General features: G+C 34.7%; 12 protein-coding genes. 6 read left to right on the forward strand and 6 right to left on the reverse strand.

The features are described 5' to 3' along the window. Nucleotides 1-59: 59 nt before the first annotated feature. From prsT (Q4503_RS08245) to Q4503_RS08260, 4 genes are all read right to left on the reverse strand, one after another. On the reverse strand, nucleotides 60-2,807 hold the full coding sequence (gene prsT, locus Q4503_RS08245; protein ID WP_303601955.1) for an XrtA/PEP-CTERM system TPR-repeat protein PrsT: 2,748 nt from the start codon (nucleotides 2,805-2,807) through the stop codon (nucleotides 60-62). 49 nt (nucleotides 2,808-2,856) lie between these two features. Next, nucleotides 2,857-5,130, reverse strand: coding sequence for a non-hydrolyzing UDP-N-acetylglucosamine 2-epimerase (wecB, locus tag Q4503_RS08250; protein ID WP_303601956.1), 2,274 nt, complete (start codon nucleotides 5,128-5,130; stop codon nucleotides 2,857-2,859). 83 nt (nucleotides 5,131-5,213) lie between these two features. Next, nucleotides 5,214-6,626, reverse strand: coding sequence for a phosphomannomutase CpsG (locus Q4503_RS08255; RefSeq protein WP_303602014.1), 1,413 nt, complete (start codon nucleotides 6,624-6,626; stop codon nucleotides 5,214-5,216). After that, nucleotides 6,623-8,047 carry a mannose-1-phosphate guanylyltransferase/mannose-6-phosphate isomerase gene (locus Q4503_RS08260; protein ID WP_303601957.1) on the reverse strand — a complete coding sequence of 475 codons (1,425 nt, stop codon included), beginning with the start codon at nucleotides 8,045-8,047 and terminating at the stop codon, nucleotides 6,623-6,625. The genes Q4503_RS08255 and Q4503_RS08260 overlap by 4 nt, the downstream gene beginning before the upstream one ends. Before the next feature lie 180 nt (nucleotides 8,048-8,227). On the opposite strand from Q4503_RS08260, the gene Q4503_RS08265 reads away from it, so the two are divergent. The 5 genes from Q4503_RS08265 to prsT (Q4503_RS08285) all read left to right on the forward strand — a co-directional run bounded on the left by Q4503_RS08265 (nucleotide 8,228) and on the right by prsT (Q4503_RS08285) (nucleotide 15,526). Further along, nucleotides 8,228-9,082: a ThiF family adenylyltransferase gene (locus Q4503_RS08265; protein WP_303601958.1), complete on the forward strand. Its 855-nt coding sequence runs from the start codon at nucleotides 8,228-8,230 to the stop codon at nucleotides 9,080-9,082. 80 nt (nucleotides 9,083-9,162) lie between these two features. After that, nucleotides 9,163-10,503 (forward strand): UDP-glucose/GDP-mannose dehydrogenase family protein, encoded by a 1,341-nt coding sequence (locus Q4503_RS08270; RefSeq protein WP_303601959.1) that lies wholly within the window; start codon nucleotides 9,163-9,165, stop codon nucleotides 10,501-10,503. Nucleotides 10,504-10,632: 129 nt separating this feature from the next. Next, nucleotides 10,633-11,637, forward strand: coding sequence for an NAD-dependent epimerase (locus tag Q4503_RS08275; protein ID WP_303601960.1), 1,005 nt, complete (start codon nucleotides 10,633-10,635; stop codon nucleotides 11,635-11,637). A 281-nt stretch (nucleotides 11,638-11,918) separates the two neighbouring features. Continuing rightward, nucleotides 11,919-12,791, forward strand: a complete 873-nt coding sequence (locus Q4503_RS08280) for a PEP-CTERM sorting domain-containing protein (protein WP_303601961.1) — start codon at nucleotides 11,919-11,921, stop codon at nucleotides 12,789-12,791. Nucleotides 12,792-12,904: 113 nt separating this feature from the next. After that, nucleotides 12,905-15,526 (forward strand): XrtA/PEP-CTERM system TPR-repeat protein PrsT, encoded by a 2,622-nt coding sequence (gene prsT, locus Q4503_RS08285; RefSeq protein ID WP_303601962.1) that lies wholly within the window; start codon nucleotides 12,905-12,907, stop codon nucleotides 15,524-15,526. 156 nt (nucleotides 15,527-15,682) lie between these two features. On the opposite strand, the gene Q4503_RS08290 is transcribed toward prsT (Q4503_RS08285), so the two are convergent. Continuing rightward, the gene (locus tag Q4503_RS08290) at nucleotides 15,683-16,777 is read right to left on the reverse strand and encodes a glycosyltransferase (RefSeq protein ID WP_303601963.1); all 1,095 of its coding nucleotides are present in this window, start codon (nucleotides 16,775-16,777) and stop codon (nucleotides 15,683-15,685) included. Between the two features lie 96 nt (nucleotides 16,778-16,873). Here Q4503_RS08290 and Q4503_RS08295 point away from each other — a divergent pair, with 96 nt between their 5' ends. After that, nucleotides 16,874-18,040 carry a GNAT family N-acetyltransferase gene (locus tag Q4503_RS08295; protein ID WP_303601964.1) on the forward strand — a complete coding sequence of 389 codons (1,167 nt, stop codon included), beginning with the start codon at nucleotides 16,874-16,876 and terminating at the stop codon, nucleotides 18,038-18,040. Here Q4503_RS08295 and Q4503_RS08300 read toward each other — a convergent pair. Then, nucleotides 18,024-19,064, reverse strand: a complete 1,041-nt coding sequence (locus tag Q4503_RS08300; protein WP_303601965.1) for a FemAB family XrtA/PEP-CTERM system-associated protein — start codon at nucleotides 19,062-19,064, stop codon at nucleotides 18,024-18,026. The genes Q4503_RS08295 and Q4503_RS08300 overlap by 17 nt on opposite strands. Nucleotides 19,065-19,102: the final 38 nt, after the last annotated feature.

Below are 19,102 nucleotides of genomic sequence, written 5' to 3' on the forward strand. Positions count from 1 at the left end.
AAAATAAAGGAGCAATATGATGCTCCTTTATTTAGTTGAAGTTATCAGTAAGTTATTTATTATTTTGATAGCTTCTGTTTTTTCTCTTTTTGTGCAGGTGTTATCGCTGTAACTTCCGCTAAAATAAGCTTAGCTTCTTCATTATTATTATTCGCTAATAATGCTTCGGCAAGGTTCAATGCTATATCAATATCCTTACCTTTCGCTAATTCATAAGCTTCTTTTGCTTTCGTTAACGCCTCGGCCTTATTCCCTGACTTTAATAAAACTTGAGCATAAGTATCAACCACATTCGGTATTTCGCTCGTAATACCATAAGCTTGCTCTGCGTATTTTAATGCTTGAGTAAACTCTCCTTTGTCCATATAAAGCCATGACAAGTTGTTTAATACCACCACATTATTGGGTGAAACGGTAATAAGACGCTCATACTCACTAATCGCTTTATCTTGATTTTCAGCTAAATACATATTCGCTAAATGTAAACTCACATTAGGATTAACTTTATTGTCTAAAGCTTCCTTCGCGACATGCTGCTCAAGCAACGCTATTGCTTCTGGTTTTTGATTATTTCCTTCAAACGCAAAGGCAAGATGATTAGCGTTATTACCACTAGGCTTTATTTGGTAAAACTGTTGTAATTTAGGTATTGCTAAGGCGAATTTTTTCTCAAGTAAGAGGATTCGTCCTTCGATACCTGCACGTAAATCTTTATTAAGATCAAATTGCTCCAAGCTTTCAAGGAATGATTTAGCCTCATCCACACGCTTGTTATCTAGCAAGACCTGCATTTTAACCAGGTGAAGAATTAAATTTTGAGGATGCTTTTTAAAGGCGTCTTGTAATACACTTAACGCTCTATCAGGCGATCTTTTTTTAATCCAGTAATCAGACAGTAACAAGACAGGTTCAATATGATAAGTATTCGTTTTACGCCACTTTTCTAATATTAAGAAAACATCTTTGCCTTCAGCTTGTCTCGCATTCGAAGCAAGTAATAACTGCCAATAACGCTTAGGCGTTTTAGCCGTTAGCTCGTAGCCGTCTAAAATAGCGCTAGCCTGCTTGAATTTTTCGACTCGCATTAATGCTTCTGATAAAAGTATGCCATATTGAATATCATCAGTATTACGCTCTTGCACTTGTGTAATAACATTTAAGCCTTCCTCACCCTGATGAAATGCTAAATATTGGCGTAGTATTTCAATATTATTTGGATGGGCTTTTAGTGCTTGCTCAGTCAACAATGTTGCTTGTTTTATATCTTTTTGATGGCTAGCAAGCTGTACCATTTGTGTCAGTGCGAAGACATTATTCGGTTCCACTTCTAAACTTTTCGCTAATGCCGCTTTACCTTGCTCTAATTCATTTTTCTTAAAAAAGATGTTTGCTTGTAGATTATAGCCACTCGCCTTATCTGGGTATTCTTTTAGCCATTTATCAGCTATTTTACTCGCTCTTGGCAAATCTCCTAACTTAATGGATGCAAACGCTAAGGCAAGCTCTGCTGATACTAATTCTGGACTTTGCTGTAAAGCTAATTCTAATGTCTCAACACCTGATGGATCGTTCATCATTAATTTCAATATACCCGATCTTGCTGTTTGCTCTGCAGTCATGTCATTAGCACTAGCAGCTTGTTCCGCTAGTTTTTGTGCTTCATCAACAGCACCTACTTCTAATAATTCATAACTTAATGTTGATAAAAATTGAGCATTGTCTTTCGATGATGGATCATAACCTGTTAATGTTTCACTAATATCATCAATAAAGCCCAGCTGTAGTTGGCTTACGGCAAGCATTCTTCTAGCTGGATTATCGATAGGAAGATACTCCACAATATCTTTTAAGTGAAAATTACTTTGTTCATAGTTTTGCAAATAGAACGCACTAGCACCTGCGACCAACTTCAATCTAAAAGTATTAAAGCCTGAACTTAAAGACTGATTAGCATACTCGCTTGCCGTTTTATAATCTTTATTTTCAAAGCGTGTCACTGCTTTAATGTACTGTAAAAACGGCTGTGTCGGTACGGTAGCCAATATTGCATCAGCAATCTCTTCCGCTTCTTTAAGCTGACCATTTTTCAATAACGCATCAGCAATAAATAATTGCACTTTTCCTGAACTAGGCTGCAGTTGAAAATACTGCTTAAAACTATCTACCGCTAAAGCAAAGTTTTGGTCTGCTATCGCTATTTGCCCTTGTAACATCAAAGCATCCACATTATTAGGTGTTGCTGTAAGAATACGCTGAACTAATGTACTGGCATGAGGAATATCTTGCTCAGAAAATGCTAAATATGCACTTGCTAACATACTGTAACTATCACTTTCTGAAAACGCTAATGCGGCCTCAACTGTTGCTTGTGCTAGCGCTTTATCATTTGTACGTAAAGCTGCCATAGTTTTATATGCAAGGTATTGTGCACTAGGAGCCGAAAGCAGTTTTTCTTGTTCGGTTAATGATAAAATATCTTCATCATATTCCATCAACATATAAGCACGAGCTAGCAAAGGAAGCACTTTATCTATAGTAAATTTTAGCTGGTTAGCACGATTTAATTCTTTAGCTGCATTTTCAGCGTCGCCATCATTTAAATAAAGTTGCCCCAACAAGAATCGTGCTTTAGCATTTTTTGCATCAATTTTAATGGCATTCTTTAATGAAATAATCGCTGTATTGTTTTGTTTTTCTGCAATTAAACTTTCTGCTTTACTGATATACGTTTGTGCCGTTTCATTATCGCCACACGCTGATAGTGCAATAACAATACTTGCACAAACCATTGATTTTAAAAATTTCATTTAACTTCCCTTAAAATAAAAAGACCACTGAGTAGTGGTCTTCTGGCATTTAGGCCCTAGTATTTAACATAGCAGTCTTTAGTGATAAATTACCATAGCACTCGTGATCCGTAACTAAAATAATTACATCAGCCCACTCATCCATTTCTTCAATCGTTTTTATTCGTGGGCAATCCCAACTTTCAACATAAGGATCATGATAACTAACCTCAACACCAGCTAAATTAAAGTATTCTAAAACAGTTTCAGCGGGCGATTCTCGACAATCATCAACGTTTGCTTTATAGGCAACACCTAGAATACCAACTTTTTTATTTTTAACATCTGCGCCTAATAAATCTAAGGCTTGCTGTGCAACTATACTAGGTCGTTTATCATTAATTGCTCTTGCTAAACGAACCAATTCACCTGACTTAGTATTTTCTACCAAAAACCATGGGTCAATTGGAATACAATGACCACCAACACCTGGGCCTGGTGTTAAAACATTCACACGTGGATGTCTGTTTGCTAAGCGAATAACTTCATAAACATCGACTTTTAGCTCTTTAGCAATTTCAGATAGCTCATTCGCAAAAGCAATTCCCACATCACGAGAAGTGTTTTCAACTAATTTAATACACTCTGCTGTAGTCAAATCGGTTAAGAATACCTCTCCCTTAACAAAACTTTGGTAGATGGTTTTTACTTTTAATTGTGCTACTTCATTACTCGCACCAATTATGCGGTCATTGTGAACCAGTTCATGCAAGGTTTGCCCTGGTATTGCTCTCTCAGGACAATGAATAACATCAATAGATAAACCTACATCTTTAAAGCGTTCTTCAACCATTAAGCTTGTTTGTGGTGAAATAGTTGACTCTACAATAACCGTTTGACCATTTTTAGCTACTTTAGCAATAGCATCAACTGCACTAAAAACATAAGAGCGATCACAACTATTATTTTGATGTGGAGTAGGCACAGCAACTAGATAGGTTTCACTTGAAGGTATTTCTGTACTAGCTGTTAAAAATTTCTGGCTAACAACTTGCTTAATTAATTCAGGTAAGCCGGCTTCATCAAATGGGCATTCAGCTCGATTAATAGCATCAACTTTATCACGATTTAAATCTACTCCCGTAACACTATAACCCGCTTGCGCCAACAAGCTTGCGATAGGTAACCCCATATAGCCCATACCAATTACCGCTATAGTTTCATTTTTTGCATCAATAATTTCATCGAATTCATTTGATTCAACATTAGTGATAATATCTAAAATCAATTCAGCGACATGACCATCACCGAATGGATTTGTCCAACTAAAGTCACCATTTGACTGTGATAACCATTTATCTGCAGCAGCTAAGGCTTTATCAGCATCCCTACCAACAAGTACATTAGCACCAACCTCTATAGACTCTGGACGTTCAGTATTCTCACGTAAAGTAATACACGGCACCCCTAATAAACAGGCCTCTTCTTGAATACCACCAGAATCAGTCAAAATTAACTGAGCATGTTTTTGTAGTTGAATAAAATCTAAATAACCAATAGGTGGGATTAATTTCAAATAGCCAGGTACTTCAATACCAAATTCTTTTAATTTTGCTTGAGTTCTAGGATGTATAGGCCAAACAATTGTTTGACTATATTTTGCATGTAATTTATCAAACAAGGCTAATAGTTCTAATAAATTAGCCATTACATCAACATTAGATGCTCTATGCGCGGTCACTAGAAAAAAGTTACCTGACTTAACAGATAAATCATCCAAAATAGTACTAGAGCTCGCAGAAATATCTAAATGTTGGAATAAAGAGTCTGAAACCGTATTACCAACAGTGAAAATTTTATCAGAATCGATGCCTTCTTTTGCTAATATAGCATGTTGATTTGGCCCTACTGCAAATAAAAAATCACTAATATGATCCGTCATAATGCGATTAGTTTCTTCTGGCATAGCTTTATCATAACTACGAAGGCCAGCCTCGATATGCCCAACTTTAATACCAAGTTTAGAAGCAGCTAATGCACCCGCTAGCACAGTATTGGTATCCCCTTGAACAAGTACTACATCCGGCTTCTCCTGAATAAGAATAGGCTCCATTTTAATTAAAATATTTCCTGTTTGATTACTATGTAACCCGGAACCAACACCTAAATTATAATGAGGGGCTGGTAAATGTAATTCTTTAAAAAAGATACTATCCATTTCTTCTGAGTAATGCTGATTCGAATGGATTATAAAATAAGGAATGTCACGCTTCTGACATTCACGAATAACAGGTGCCATTTTGATGATTTCGGGGCGAGTGCCAACGATAATCCCTATTTTCATTTATAAATCCTTAATTATTTAAAATGTTTTTAATATTGTATTCAGTGTACTTTGCTAGCACTATTTTTTCAGCGTTTTTTTAACTATTTACGCAGTAAAGCTAATACTTCCTTAACTTTTTCTTTCATTAATTCTATATTACCCTTCGATTCAACATTTAGCCTAACGACTGGCTCAGTATTACTGCTACGTAAGTTAAAACGCCAATAACTAAACTCCATACTAATACCATCTGTATTATCTATCAACTGAGCATCACTTTGATAAAAATTAAATACACGAGTAATCGCTTTTTGAGCATCGGCAACGCGGCTATTAATTTCACCTGAAGTTGGGTAAGCTTTAATACGTGCTTGAACTAAATTTGATAATGGTTCTTGGCGTAAGCACATTAATTCAGCAATTAATAACCAAGGAATCATACCGCTATCACAATAAAAAAAATCTTTAAAGTAATGGTGAGCACTCATCTCTCCCCCATAAATAGCATCTTCACTACGCATACGCTCTTTTATAAATGCATGCCCTGTTTTATTTTGAATCGCTTGACCACCAGCTTGTGCAACTATATCAATGGTATTCCATGTTAAACGAGGGTCATGAATGATTTTTTGTGGTGACGAAGTTACCTGACGATTATTATTTTTAGCTAAAAAATATTCCGCTAATAAACCAACAATGTAATACCCTTCAATAAAATGCCCTTGCTCGTCAAAGAAAAAACAACGATCAAAATCACCATCCCAAGCAATGCCCATATCAGCACTGTGCTCTATTACCGCTTTTTGAGTAACTGATCTATTTTCTACGAGTAAAGGGTTTGGAATGCCGTTAGGGAAGTGACCATCGGGCTGATGATTCACTTTAATGAATTCAATAGGAACGTTTAATTGTTTGAGAGCAAGCTCAAGTGCATCTATTGTTGGGCCTGCCGTGCCATTTCCGGCATTAACCACTAATTTTAACGGCTTACCTGACTTTGAATATAATAAAGCAATATTTTTAGCATTAATATAAGTTAACAAATGTTCAGTATAGGTCTGAGTAATATCATAAGTTACATATCTTCCCTTTCGAGCAACATCAGTAAACTCATTTTTCTCAGCCAATGCCTTAATATCAAAAAGGCCAGTATCACCACTAATAGCTTTAGAGTTTTCTCGTACTAGCTTCATACCATTGTAGTCAATCGGATTATGGCTGGCAGTAACAGCAATCCCCCCTTCAACCCCGAGGTAACTCGTCGCAAAATAGATATGCTCAGTACCAGATAAACCTAAATCAACAACATCACTACCTTGGTCCATCAAACCGTTAGCAAGTGCTAACTTCAATGGTTCACTCGTTAAACGTATATCAGCACCTATAACGACTTTATTTGCTCTAGTATGTTTAGCAAAAGCACGTCCAATTCGATAGGCAATTTCTGTATTTAATTCTTCACCAATTTTGCCACGAATATCATAAGCTTTAAAACACGTAAGGTTGGTCACTATTTTATGCGTCCATATTTGTCTTCAAAACGAACAATATCATCCTCTCCTAAATAGCTTCCCGATTGTACCTCTATCATTTCTAAAGGAAGTAATCCTGGATTTTCTAGCGCATGAACAGCGCCAATAGGAATATAAGTAGATTGGTTTTCTTTTAAAATAATAATTTCATCATTAAGTGTCACTTTAGCTATGCCTGAGACAATAATCCAGTGCTCTGCCCTATGCTGATGAACTTGTAGAGATAATTTAGCGCCAGAGTTTACCGTAATACGCTTTACTTGAAAGCGTCCACCTTGATCAACCAAGTCATATTTCCCCCAAGGTCGATACACTGCTCGGTGCAACTTGGTTTCCGAACGTTGTCGCGCTTTTAACTCACTTACAATACTTGCGACATTTTGTACTTTATTTTTATCAGCAATCAATACAGCATCAGGCGTATCAATAACAACTAAATTATCAACACCTAAAGTAGTAATAAGTTTATTTTGACTATGCAGATAACTATTATGGGTATCCTGAGCAATAACATCTCCTTTTAAAACATTACCGTGTATATCTTGCTCGCCTATTTCCCAAAGCGCAGAATATGAACCTATGTCACTCCAACCAGCATCTAAAGGCACCACGACAGCATCGTCAGTTTTTTCCATAACCGCATAATCAATTGACACATTGGCACATTGTAAAAAAGCTTCTCGATCGGGACGAATAAAGTCTAAATCTGTTGTAACATTAGCCATTGCTTGCTGACAAGCTGCTAAGATATCCGGTCTACACTTTGCTAACTCTTCTAAATAGCGACTTGCTTTAAACAAAAACATACCGCTATTCCACAAATATTCACCTGACTCTACATAACTTTGTGCTTTCTCAATAGTTGGTTTTTCAATAAATTGAGCGACTTGATAAGTAGCTGTATCTTTTTTAGTGCCTTGCTTGATATAGCCATAGCCTGTTTCAACATGTGTTGGCACAATACCGAAAGTAACTAGCGCTCCTTGCTCTGCGGCTATACACGCAATATCAATGGCTTGATGGAATTTTTTTATGTCGTTAATTACATGATCTGCAGCTAAAACAAGTAAGAGTGCATCATCACCTTTTGCCAACGTATTTAAAGCCGCAATAGCAACAGCAGGTGCTGTATTCCTTCCTTGTGGCTCAAGCAAAATACTCGCCCCAGAACAATTCACTTGCTTAATTTGCTCTGCCACTAGAAAGCGATGATCTTCGTTGCAAATAAAAAGCGGCGCTTGGTGCTGCGTTGGTAAACGCGCCAAAGTGTCTTGCAACATACTCTTATCATTAATTAGCGCTAAAAACTGTTTAGGAAATTGCGCACGTGAAAGAGGCCATAAGCGAGTCCCACTACCACCACACATAATGATCGGTGATAAAATTGCATTTTTTTGTTTCATCGTGACTCTATAAATACAAAAATTTATGCTACATGATAAAACATTAAGCTGATTTATTTAAATTAAATAAAAGTACTCCCTACATAATATAATGATTAAAGTGTATATTTATTAAATTGGCTTAAGTAATTATTTTTACCTTACGACAGTGATTACAATGAAATATAAAGGGGATGTTAAATGTTTAATTACGAAAAAGCTTTTTCCAGAAACATTGGCTGGGTAACAAAAGAAGAACAACAAATACTTAGAGGTAAAAAAGTCGCCATAGCGGGTGCAGGAGGCGTTGGTGGAGTACACCTTTTAACCCTCGCGCGTTTAGGTGTCGGAAATTTTTACATATCAGATTTTGATGATTTTGAAGTACATAACTTTAACCGACAATCTGGAGCTTTCATATCTACACTCGGGCAGCAAAAAGTTGATGTAATGGAGCGTATGGCTAAAGACATCAACCCAGAAGCAAATATAAAGTCTTTTCCTGAAGGTATCTTTGCACATAATGTAGATGAATTTCTTGAAGGGGTAGATCTATATGTTGATGCCTTAGACTTTTTTGCTCTTCAAGCAAGAAAAATAGTTTTCAAAAAATGTTATGAAAAAAATATTCCCGTAATAACAGCTGCACCATTAGGTATGGGCTGTGCTTTTCTCTGTTTTATGCCTGGAAAAATGAATTACGAAGAATATTTTCGCTTTGAAGACAAAAAAACTGAGGATGATCAACTCATACAATTTTTAATTGGTTTATCGCCAGCCATGCTACAGCGTTCATACCTAGTCGATAAAAGTGCGGTTAATTTTAAAGAGAAGCGAGGCCCTTCAACCTCTATGGCAGTTAACCTTTGTGCTGGAATAGCCGAAACATACGCTCTTAAAATATTATTAGATCGCGGGGAAATAATTTCGGCACCTTACGGACTTCATTTCGATGCTTATCGTAATAAATACAAAAAAACGTGGAGACCATTTGGTAATGCTGGATTAATGCCAAGAATAATGTTTAATATTGCTAAAAGAATAGTTGCCAAATAGCCTTTTACGATAGAAAACAAATCAAAAAAAAGCTATATTCTGTTTAATTATAAATTGATTGCCATCATTGAAGGAAGATAATGAAAGTTACAGTTTTTGGAATTGGATATGTAGGGTTGGTTCAAGCAGCTGTTTTAGCTTCAGTGGGTCATGATGTTGTTTGTGTTGATATAGATCAAACGAAAGTAGATAACCTTAAAAAAGGTATAATTCCAATTTATGAGCCTGGTTTAACTCCACTGGTACAAGAAACACATAAAAATGGTCAACTAAATTTTACCACTGACGCTAAATTAGGTGTAGAACACGGTGAAATTCAATTTATTGCGGTAGGAACACCTCCTGACGAAGATGGTTCTGCTGATTTAAAATATGTTCTTGCTGTTGCTGAAACAATTGCTACTCATATGACAAGCCCAAGAATAATTGTCGATAAATCAACAGTACCTGTTGGCACAGCTGATAAAGTAAAAGCTAAAGTCGTTTCAGTGTTAAATCAACGAAAAATAAACATTGAATTTAATGTCGTGTCAAACCCTGAATTTTTAAAAGAGGGGGCTGCCGTTAGTGATTGCATGAAACCAGATAGAATTGTAATTGGCACTGAATCAGAAACAGCTAAAGCTGCAATGCGCGAGCTTTATGCACCATTTAACCGTAATCATGATCGCATGATATATATGGATGTACGCTCTGCAGAATTAACTAAATATGCTGCCAACTGTATGTTAGCAACTAAAATTTCATTTATGAATGAAATGTCTAACTTAGCAGAATTACTAGGCGCTGATATAGAAGCAGTTCGACATGGTATTGGATCCGATTCACGCATTGGTTATCAGTTTATTTACCCTGGTTGTGGTTATGGTGGTTCATGTTTTCCTAAAGATGTACAAGCATTAGTAAGAACAGCTCATGGCATTGAATATAAACCCGCTTTATTAGAAGCTGTTGAAAGTGTTAACTACGCTCAAAAACAAAAACTATTTAACAACCTAAATACCTACTTCAATGGCGATTTAAAAAATAAAACAGTTGCCGTTTGGGGTCTGTCATTCAAACCACAAACAGATGATATGCGAGAAGCATCATCAATGGTGCTAATGGAATCGTTATGGGCCGCTGGAGCCAAAGTACAAGCTTACGATCCGGAAGCCATGGAAGAATGCCAACGTATCTATGGTGTGCGTGATAATTTATCATTGGTTGGAACCAAAGAATCCGCATTAACTGGCGCGGATGCTCTAGTAGTTTGTACTGAATGGAGTCAATTTAGAGCGCCTGATTTTGATTTAATTGAAAAATCATTATCACATAAAGTTATTATAGATGGTCGTAATTTATACGACCCGGTACTATTGAAAGAACGTGGTTTCTCATACTATGGTATAGGTCGTGGTGACAGTATCAAAAAAATGTAAGTTGTCATTCCTTCTGACATGGGCAATAAATTCTAACCTACATAGGTAAAACCAAGGTAGGTTAGAATTTATTCTGACAACATGGGTAATGAAGTATGCCCTCAAGATAAATAATATTTAGGAAACAATGTGAAATTTTTAGTTACGGGTGCAGCTGGCTTTATTGGTTTTCATGTAGTGCAACGCTTATGTAAACAGGGACATGAAGTTATTGGTATTGATAACCTTAATGATTATTACGATGTTAACTTAAAATTAGCACGTTTAAATGAATTAAAGGCATATAAATCATTTAAATTTATCAAGTTAGATCTTGCTAACCGAGAAGATATAGCTCAGTTATTTGCAATAGAAAAATTTAACCGTGTTATACATTTAGCCGCACAAGCAGGTGTTCGTTACTCTATTGATAATCCAATGGCTTATGCTGATTCTAACTTGATTGGCCATTTAACTATTTTAGAAGGGTGTCGTCATAATAATGTTGAACACCTTATTTATGCATCATCTAGTTCAGTTTATGGCTTAAACAATAAAACACCATTTGCCACGTCTGATAGTGTTGATCATCCTATTTCATTATACGCTGCTACTAAAAAATCAAACGAATTAATGTCTCATACTTATTCTCATTTATATAACATTCCAACAACCGGCTTAAGGTTTTTCACTGTTTATGGACCTTGGGGTCGTCCAGATATGGCTTTATATAAGTTTACTAAAGCTATAATCAACGGTGATCCAATTGACGTATACAACCAAGGTGATATGCGAAGAGACTTCACTTATATCGACGATATTGTTGAAGGCATTATAAAAATTCAAGACATTATTCCTGAAAAAAACAAAGATTGGCAGGTAGAATCTGGCTCTACAGCTGAGAGTTCAGCACCGTATAAAATCTTTAATATAGGTAATGGTAACCCTGTAAAATTATTAGACTTCATTGACTCATTAGAAAGTTCGCTCGGTATAAAGGCAACGAAGAATTTCATGCCTATGCAAGCAGGGGATGTATACCAAACTTATGCTGATATTGAAGAACTGTTTATAGCTACCGATTATAAACCTTTAGTCGCAGTTAGTGATGGTGTTAAAGAGTTTGTAAATTGGTATAAAGGTTTTTATCAATAGTATGAACTATTCATTAGAGTGCTTTATCACCCAAAAATAATAGTGGTGTGTTCCGAATAAACACAAGATAAGAAACGTGTCAGATTTTTTTACACTATTATTTATGATAAATAGTCACAGTTTATCATCACTACACTTTAACCTTTAACATCAACAGCTTAAAAAAAATTAAAAAGTTGGCACCTTGCTTGCTTATACAGAGTAGAGAATAAAATCTATTACATTGCTTTTAAAAATACTAATGCAGTGTTATTACAATTATTATGTTTAAAGGATAAATCATGAAATTAAAAACTCTATATACAGCATCTGCATTATTATTAGTATCTGGTGCTGCAAGTGCAGACCCAATTAGTATTTCTACTCCGTTTGGAGCAACATCTTTCTTTAATGCTTTAGGTGCGACTAACTTACCAGTAACATCTACATATGTTAATGATGGCACTATTTCTATGGGTTCAGAAGCTAGTGACCTTGTTGGTGCTTCTCTTGCTTTTACTGATATGGGCGTTGGTACTATTGGTCAATTATCACCTTTATTAGGTACAGGCACTACCGCTAGCTACGGTAACGATTGGGTATTAGACTTTACTTATACACTAACTGGTGTTGCAGAATTCATAGATGGTGGTGCTGTTGGTGGCCTTATTACTGATAATACTTTAGATGTAGATGGAAATGGTGTTATCGATTTTGTAGATGCTATTTCTCCTACATATACTGGCGGTACTTTTGAATTTTTCTACAGAAATGTAACTACAGCAAACACAACTAAAGTATTAGAGCTAGACTTAAATAACTTTGATGTGAACGGACCTAATGTTGTATTTAACAGTGTTGTAAATTATGACTGGTATACAGCTGGTAGTGATGCACTAGTAGAGAACTTGTTCATTGATGATTCTGGTTATACATTCTATGAGTTAGCAACTGCTGGTGGCACTATAACTGAAGCTCAAGATATATCTTTCCGTACTGATTTTAACATAGACCCTAATCTATTACCTACTTGTGACGATGCAACTTGTGACACAATATCTCGTACTACAGATATTAATCTTTCAGGTGTATTTGCAGTTCCAGAGCCAACATCAATTGCAATTTTAGGCTTAGGTTTATTAGGTTTAGGTTTAAGAAGAAAAACTAAAGCATAATGACATAACCTTATCTAGTATAGATACCAAAAAAAGTGACCTTTAGGTCACTTTTTTTATGCCTTTAACTTTATCATATGCTAACGTAGCACAAATACTTTGAAGGAACTCCAATGATGAAACGTCTCCACATTCTAATAATTGTTATAACATTTACTTTTCTTAGTGGCTGCGAAAACAATAATACTCCAGAACAAGTTTTACTAATCGCTAAGCAAGCCATTGAGGATAATAAAAGTAGCGAATTAAATAATGCTATTATTTCACTTAAAAACTCTATTCAACAACATCAAAATAATCCCGAGTTAAGAGCTTCTCTTGGAAAAATATATTTAATGTTAGGTGATTTAGGATCAGCAGCAAAAGAATTAAATAAAGCCGAAAGCCTTGGTGCCCCAGCGGAAAAATGGTTGCTGTCTTTAATGCAAGTAGACTATCTTCAAAATGAGCATGATAGCGTTTCACGTTTATGGAAAAAATATAACAAAGACCTAAACCCCAAAAGTCGCTATAACGCTAACCTTTTCTATGCCTTATCAATATTATCTCAAAAAGAAAGAGCTGAAGGCTTAATAGAATTAGAAAAACTTACCACTGATACAAACAATAATAATCCCAATCAAATATTAGCATTAAACTTATTAAAATTAATGTCGCCAAATATAAAAACTAATGATATTGCTAAGAGTATTGCAGAACTAAAAATATTTGCTAATGAAAATAAAAAAAATTGGTTAGCCTGGTTACTACTATCAAAAGCTCAATTTTCATTTAAAGATTTCGAAGAGGCCGCTGCAAGCTATCAGCACTTAGCTAAATTATTGCCAAAATATAGCGTTGCCAAAATTTATGAAGCAGAAAGCAATATTGAAGCTAGAAATAATGAAGCAGCAAAGGGGGTATTACAAGAGCTCCTAAAACAATACCCTACACAACCTTATATTAACTTTCTATCCGCTAAAAATAGCATAATGATGAAAGATTATACCAATACTAAAGTAGCGATAGAAAAAACCCTTGCATCTAATTACTCAAACGATACCATAAAGCTTATCGCTGGTATTACCTATTACCAATTAGCAGAATACGAAAATGCTCACTCTTATTTAACCTCTATCGCGAAAAACCTTCCTTCCGATCACCCGGCAAGAAAAATTTTAATAGCCACTCAAATTAGACTAGGCTATATCGATAATGCTTACACAGAACTAAGCGATGGAACAATTGATAATGATGAAACAGTATTAGTAGCTGCTGTAGCACATTCTTTACTAGCAACAAATAAACCCCAACAAGCATCGCAACTATTAAATCAAGTAAATATATCACAAGCCCCTACGCCAGCACTGGCTTTAGAAATAGGTAAATTGAAGTATAGGGTTAATGATCAGGAATCACTTGTTGGTTTAGAAGAAATAATTAAAAATATTACAAATGATATCGCTATATCAGCTACGGATGTCCAGCAAGCCAGAACAATGGAATTAGCTTCTCTAGTTCAAAAAAATCAGCTAGATAGAGCAAAGGAAATGACTCAAGATTGGATAGCACAAGAACCTAACAACATAGGGAATTACCTTCTATTAGTCGAAATAACAAAGAGAATGAAAAATACAAGTGAAATAGCTGGCTTGTATCAACAAATGCTAAAAATTGACCCTAACTTCATTACAGCAAAACTATATTTTGCTGCAAAAAGTTTAAGTGAAAATAAAAATACACAAGCAATAAAGGCCTATAATGACATCCTCAATACAGAGCCAAAAAACGTCAAAGCAATAATTGGAAAGTATCATGCCTTAGTGGGACTGAAAAAAGATATAGAAGCTAATACCTTTATACAAGAATCGTTAAGTAAAGAAGAAGACCCTACACTTAGCTTAGCTTTAGCAAAAAGTTACTATCAAATGGGAAATATAGATCAAGCATTAAACGTGCTATCTAATAGAACTTACCTATCCAACAGGAACAACATTGAAAAATACAATATTCTTGCTCTTTCTTACTTGAAACAAGAAAACAAACCTAAAGCCATTGCAGCTTATAATTCAATTTTAGAAATAGCCCCTAACAATATCCTCGCTTTTACTAAAAAAATATTAACGATGGAAAGTATCGGGCTATATAAAGAAATATTGATTGATATTGAAAATTTTAAAAGTAATCTACCGACTGAGGATCCCCGTATTAATTTGATGCATGCAGAGTATTTAGTTAATGCAGGTAAAGCCAAGGAAAGTATGGATATTTTAAATAGTTATAAACAAACGAATATTGCTGAAAGCCCAATATACAAAGGTATTTTGGGCAAAACTTTATTTTTGTTAGAAGACTATACTACAGCAAAGCCACTACTTGAAAAAGAATACAAACGGCTAAATAGCTCACGCACAGCAACAATGTTATATAACACGTACATGCTTACTAATGAGCCTGAGCGAGCAATTACACTTGTTCAAAATCATTTACATAAAGACCCTGATAATTTGTTATTTCTTAACCTCTATGCAGAATATTTATTTAAAACCGATAGAAATAAGTCTATCAACGAATATATCAAGTTACTTGCTCTTGATAAGACAAATGGTATTGCTTTAAATAATTTAGCTTGGATTTATTATGAGAAACAAGAGTACAACAAGGCTAAATCTTATATTGATAAAGCGCTAGAATATTATCCAAATAATAAGAGCATACTAGACACTGCAGCTAAAATTTCAGCCGCAACCAACTAAGAAATAACGAGATAAGAAGATCACACTCCCCTATAATTTCTGGTAATATCATTTAAAATTATAGGGGATATAATGCAATTTTTACTAATACAAAAAGCACTATACAGTTATCATCATGCCATTGTAATAATAAGTGCAAGTGTTGATACTATTAATCTACAGTAGGAGGTTTTTTCTTATCGTGTATTTCTCCATATATGCTTTAACCATCTGTTTAACAGCATATTTTTCATAAACTAATGTATATGCTTCATTCGCTTTTAATCGTCGCTTTTCACTGCTATTTTTTACTTCATTTAACTTATTTGTCAAAGCCTCGCAATTGCTAGGCTCTACAAACCAAGCTTGTTCTTCTGTAATAAATTGAGAGATACCGCCAACGTTTGTGCATATAACAGGAGTTTTATTGGCCATAGCCTCTAAAATAGTCATAGGCATAGCTTCATACAGCGACGACAACACAAATATGTCAGACTCATCAAGAATGGTTGTTATATCATCTCTAAAGCCCAATAAATGTATATGGTTTTGCATATTTAATGATTCTATTTGTAATTGTAATTCCGTAAACAAAGGGCCATCACCAACAATGTTTAAAGTACATTGTTCAAAGCTCGGAATAGATTTAACAGATTGAGCAAAGGCGTCAATTAAAAGCTTCTGATTTTTAACTTTATCTAAACGCCCTATCGTTACAAATGTTTTTGGATCATCAATACTACATTTCTTTTCTTGCGGAACTACCACACCATTAAATAATAATGTTAGTTTAGATGGTTTAACCTTAATATCATTTAAGATCCATTGAAACAAATCATATGAAACAACAACATACTCAGTAATAAATCGAGCAATAAACTTTCTAAATGTATTATGAAGTTTATTCTTACCTAGTGGGTCATCACCACCTCTTCCGTGGTCACTATGAACACGTACAGGAACACCTGCAACTGCCGCTACAAAATGGTACTCTATTGTGCCAAAATTATAAGTATTGATTGCTCGAGGCTTTAGCTTTTTCAATAACGAAAATAATTTAATATGTGTTCTGATATCATTGCCAGACTTTTTATCCAGTACGAATACTTTGATTTTTTTATCAACTTGATCCAACATACTTACATCATCTGTTAATGACACAAGTACATGTTCAACATCATACTCTTCAGAGTTATTTATTAAATTAGCGATTACTTTTTCAAGACCTCCACAGCCAAAACTGTAAACGAGATGCACAACTTTATTTGTCATTTTCAAATATCAGCCCTTTACTTTCCATTGAACTAACAACACAATAAAAAGATAAGATTCATAAGTGTCGTTATATTATCGTAATAGGTATCTAAATTGAATTTAAAAAAAGCACAATTTGAGTTAGATAACATTCATATTACTATCCTACCGCTTATTCCCGAAAAAATTGAGCAACTTAAAAAGAGCTGGCTTCGATTAGAAAGTATTGCTTCACCTTCATTTTTTTTAACATGGCGCTGGATAGGCTCTTGGTTAGAACAAATAAAAAACACATCAAAGTTGATATTAGTAGAAGCTACACAAAATGATCGAACAGTTGCCTTGGGTATTTTTATTGAAAAAGACACAACCAAATATGGTTTATTTAAAAGAAAACAGTGGTATCTGCATAGAACGGGGAACGATTGTAAAGACCAAATTTGGATTGAAAATAATACATTTCTAACAACGAATGAAAATAAAGATGTTATTATTCAAACGATATGGAAGACACTACTTTCTCACTACAACCACGTTGATGAATTTATAATTGCAATCAATAATGATCAACCGTCAAAAGAGCAATTATCCTGTACAAACAAATACTCAATAATTAAAAATAATACGGAAAATGGCTACTTCATCACGCTAGATAAAATAAATACTATTGATGATTATTTTTCTTCATTATCTAAAAGTACCCGAAAACAACTCAAACGAAGCCACACGTTACTAACGCAACAAAACGAATTTAAATTTTCAGTCACTATCGCCCCAGAACAACAGACTCAAATCTTGAGCAAATGCCAACAATGGCACATTGATAAATGGAAAGACACCGAGACCCCTAGTGGCTTCACTAATCCTCAATTCACAGGTTTTCATAAAAACTTAATCCATTCTGACCATACTACTTCTAATACCGTTGTCGCCAGCTTAATGATAAACAATGAACTGTACGGTTGTTTATACTGCTTTTTAAACCATAATTGCGCTTATTTCTATCTAAGTGCTTTAAAACCAATAGCAGACAACCGTATAAAATTAGGATTGAGTTTACATGCATTATTTATTCAATGGTTAATTGAAAACAAACCTAATATAAAAAAATATGACTTTTTAGCAGGAGAAGCAAGATATAAACAATCACTATCAAATCAAAAAAATGAACACTGTTATTTAGTAATACAAAAAGAATCAATCAAATTCAAATTGGAAAATTTATTAATTAACCTAAAAAACAAATTGCAAAACGGTGATGATGTTAAGGTAAATTTTTAACTAATAATGGACCTATTGTATTAGCAATAGGCAGTGGCAATTTTTTCCACACTTTAATCGCCAAATCAAATTTAGCATTACTAGGAGATAGGTTCGGTAATTCACCACCTTCAGGAACCCAATGATACCAATAACATTGCTGTGGTTCAGACTTCCATTGCTTTTTAAATCGATACGTTCCCTCGTCGACAGTAGAACGACCAAAATCGAACTCAGAAAGGCCTTGTTCAATGGCATATGATAGTATTTGCCAATATAAATACATATTCACTGAAATTCGGTTTGCATAACTTAAAGTGCTCGCCCAAGGTATTTCCATACGATCTTTATAACTAATCAAGAAACCAGCTGATACAGGTTTTCCTTGCCAATACACAATACAAATAGAGCAATGCTCTTTAAATGTCTCTAAAATGTTTATAAAAAAAGATTTTCCATAAACAGGTGTACCTAAATCTCTCATATTCTCACAAAACACCTGATAAAAATCATCAAGTAATTCGACCTTACCTATTTTGTGACTAACCCCTTCTTTGATTGGCCGCTTAATTTGTGATCTTCTTTTAGAGCCAATTAACTTACCTAACGCTTCAGCTGTTTCAGGTAACTGTAAAACCATATTTACTTTGCCGGTAGAAACAGGTAATACATTATCAATACGTTCAACTGATTCACGGTATTGAATATGGCTTACTTTGTTTATTTCTGCTTGGTTTTGTAAGTGTTGATTTAATTGGCTAGCAATCTCACTTGTATCAGCAATAACGCCACCGTAATTAAAAAAAGGCATGCTTACAATAAAATTACCAAACAACTTACTTTTCAAGTTAACACTTGGTAATACACCACAAATATTACCGTTTTCATTTAGCGCATAATAATATAAACATTCATGTCCAAACGTTTTTTCAATAAGTAACTTCCACGCAGATAAATGATATACCGATGCAGATTCATGCTGATTAACATAATCATCCCAACGTGATAAATCATTTGCTGAAATGGAATGAATGGTAATAGTCAATTTTACAACCCTCTAAATTTATTAATACTTTTAAAACA

The sequence above is a fragment of the Colwellia sp. 6_MG-2023 genome (assembly GCF_030547765.1).
Classification (GTDB): Bacteria; Pseudomonadota; Gammaproteobacteria; order Enterobacterales; family Alteromonadaceae; genus Colwellia.

Coding starts and splice junctions, on each gene's coding strand:
- Q4503_RS08270 (WP_303601959.1), top strand. CDS start 9,163: ATGAAAGTTACAGTTTTTGGAATTGGATATGTAGGGTTGGTTCAAGCA.
- Q4503_RS08260 (WP_303601957.1), bottom strand. CDS start 8,047: ATGAAACAAAAAAATGCAATTTTATCACCGATCATTATGTGTGGTGGT.
- Q4503_RS08280 (WP_303601961.1), top strand. CDS start 11,919: ATGAAATTAAAAACTCTATATACAGCATCTGCATTATTATTAGTATCT.
- Q4503_RS08265 (WP_303601958.1), top strand. CDS start 8,228: ATGTTTAATTACGAAAAAGCTTTTTCCAGAAACATTGGCTGGGTAACA.
- prsT (WP_303601955.1), bottom strand. CDS start 2,807: ATGAAATTTTTAAAATCAATGGTTTGTGCAAGTATTGTTATTGCACTA.
- Q4503_RS08290 (WP_303601963.1), bottom strand. CDS start 16,777: ATGACAAATAAAGTTGTGCATCTCGTTTACAGTTTTGGCTGTGGAGGT.
- prsT (WP_303601962.1), top strand. CDS start 12,905: ATGATGAAACGTCTCCACATTCTAATAATTGTTATAACATTTACTTTT.
- wecB (WP_303601956.1), bottom strand. CDS start 5,130: ATGAAAATAGGGATTATCGTTGGCACTCGCCCCGAAATCATCAAAATG.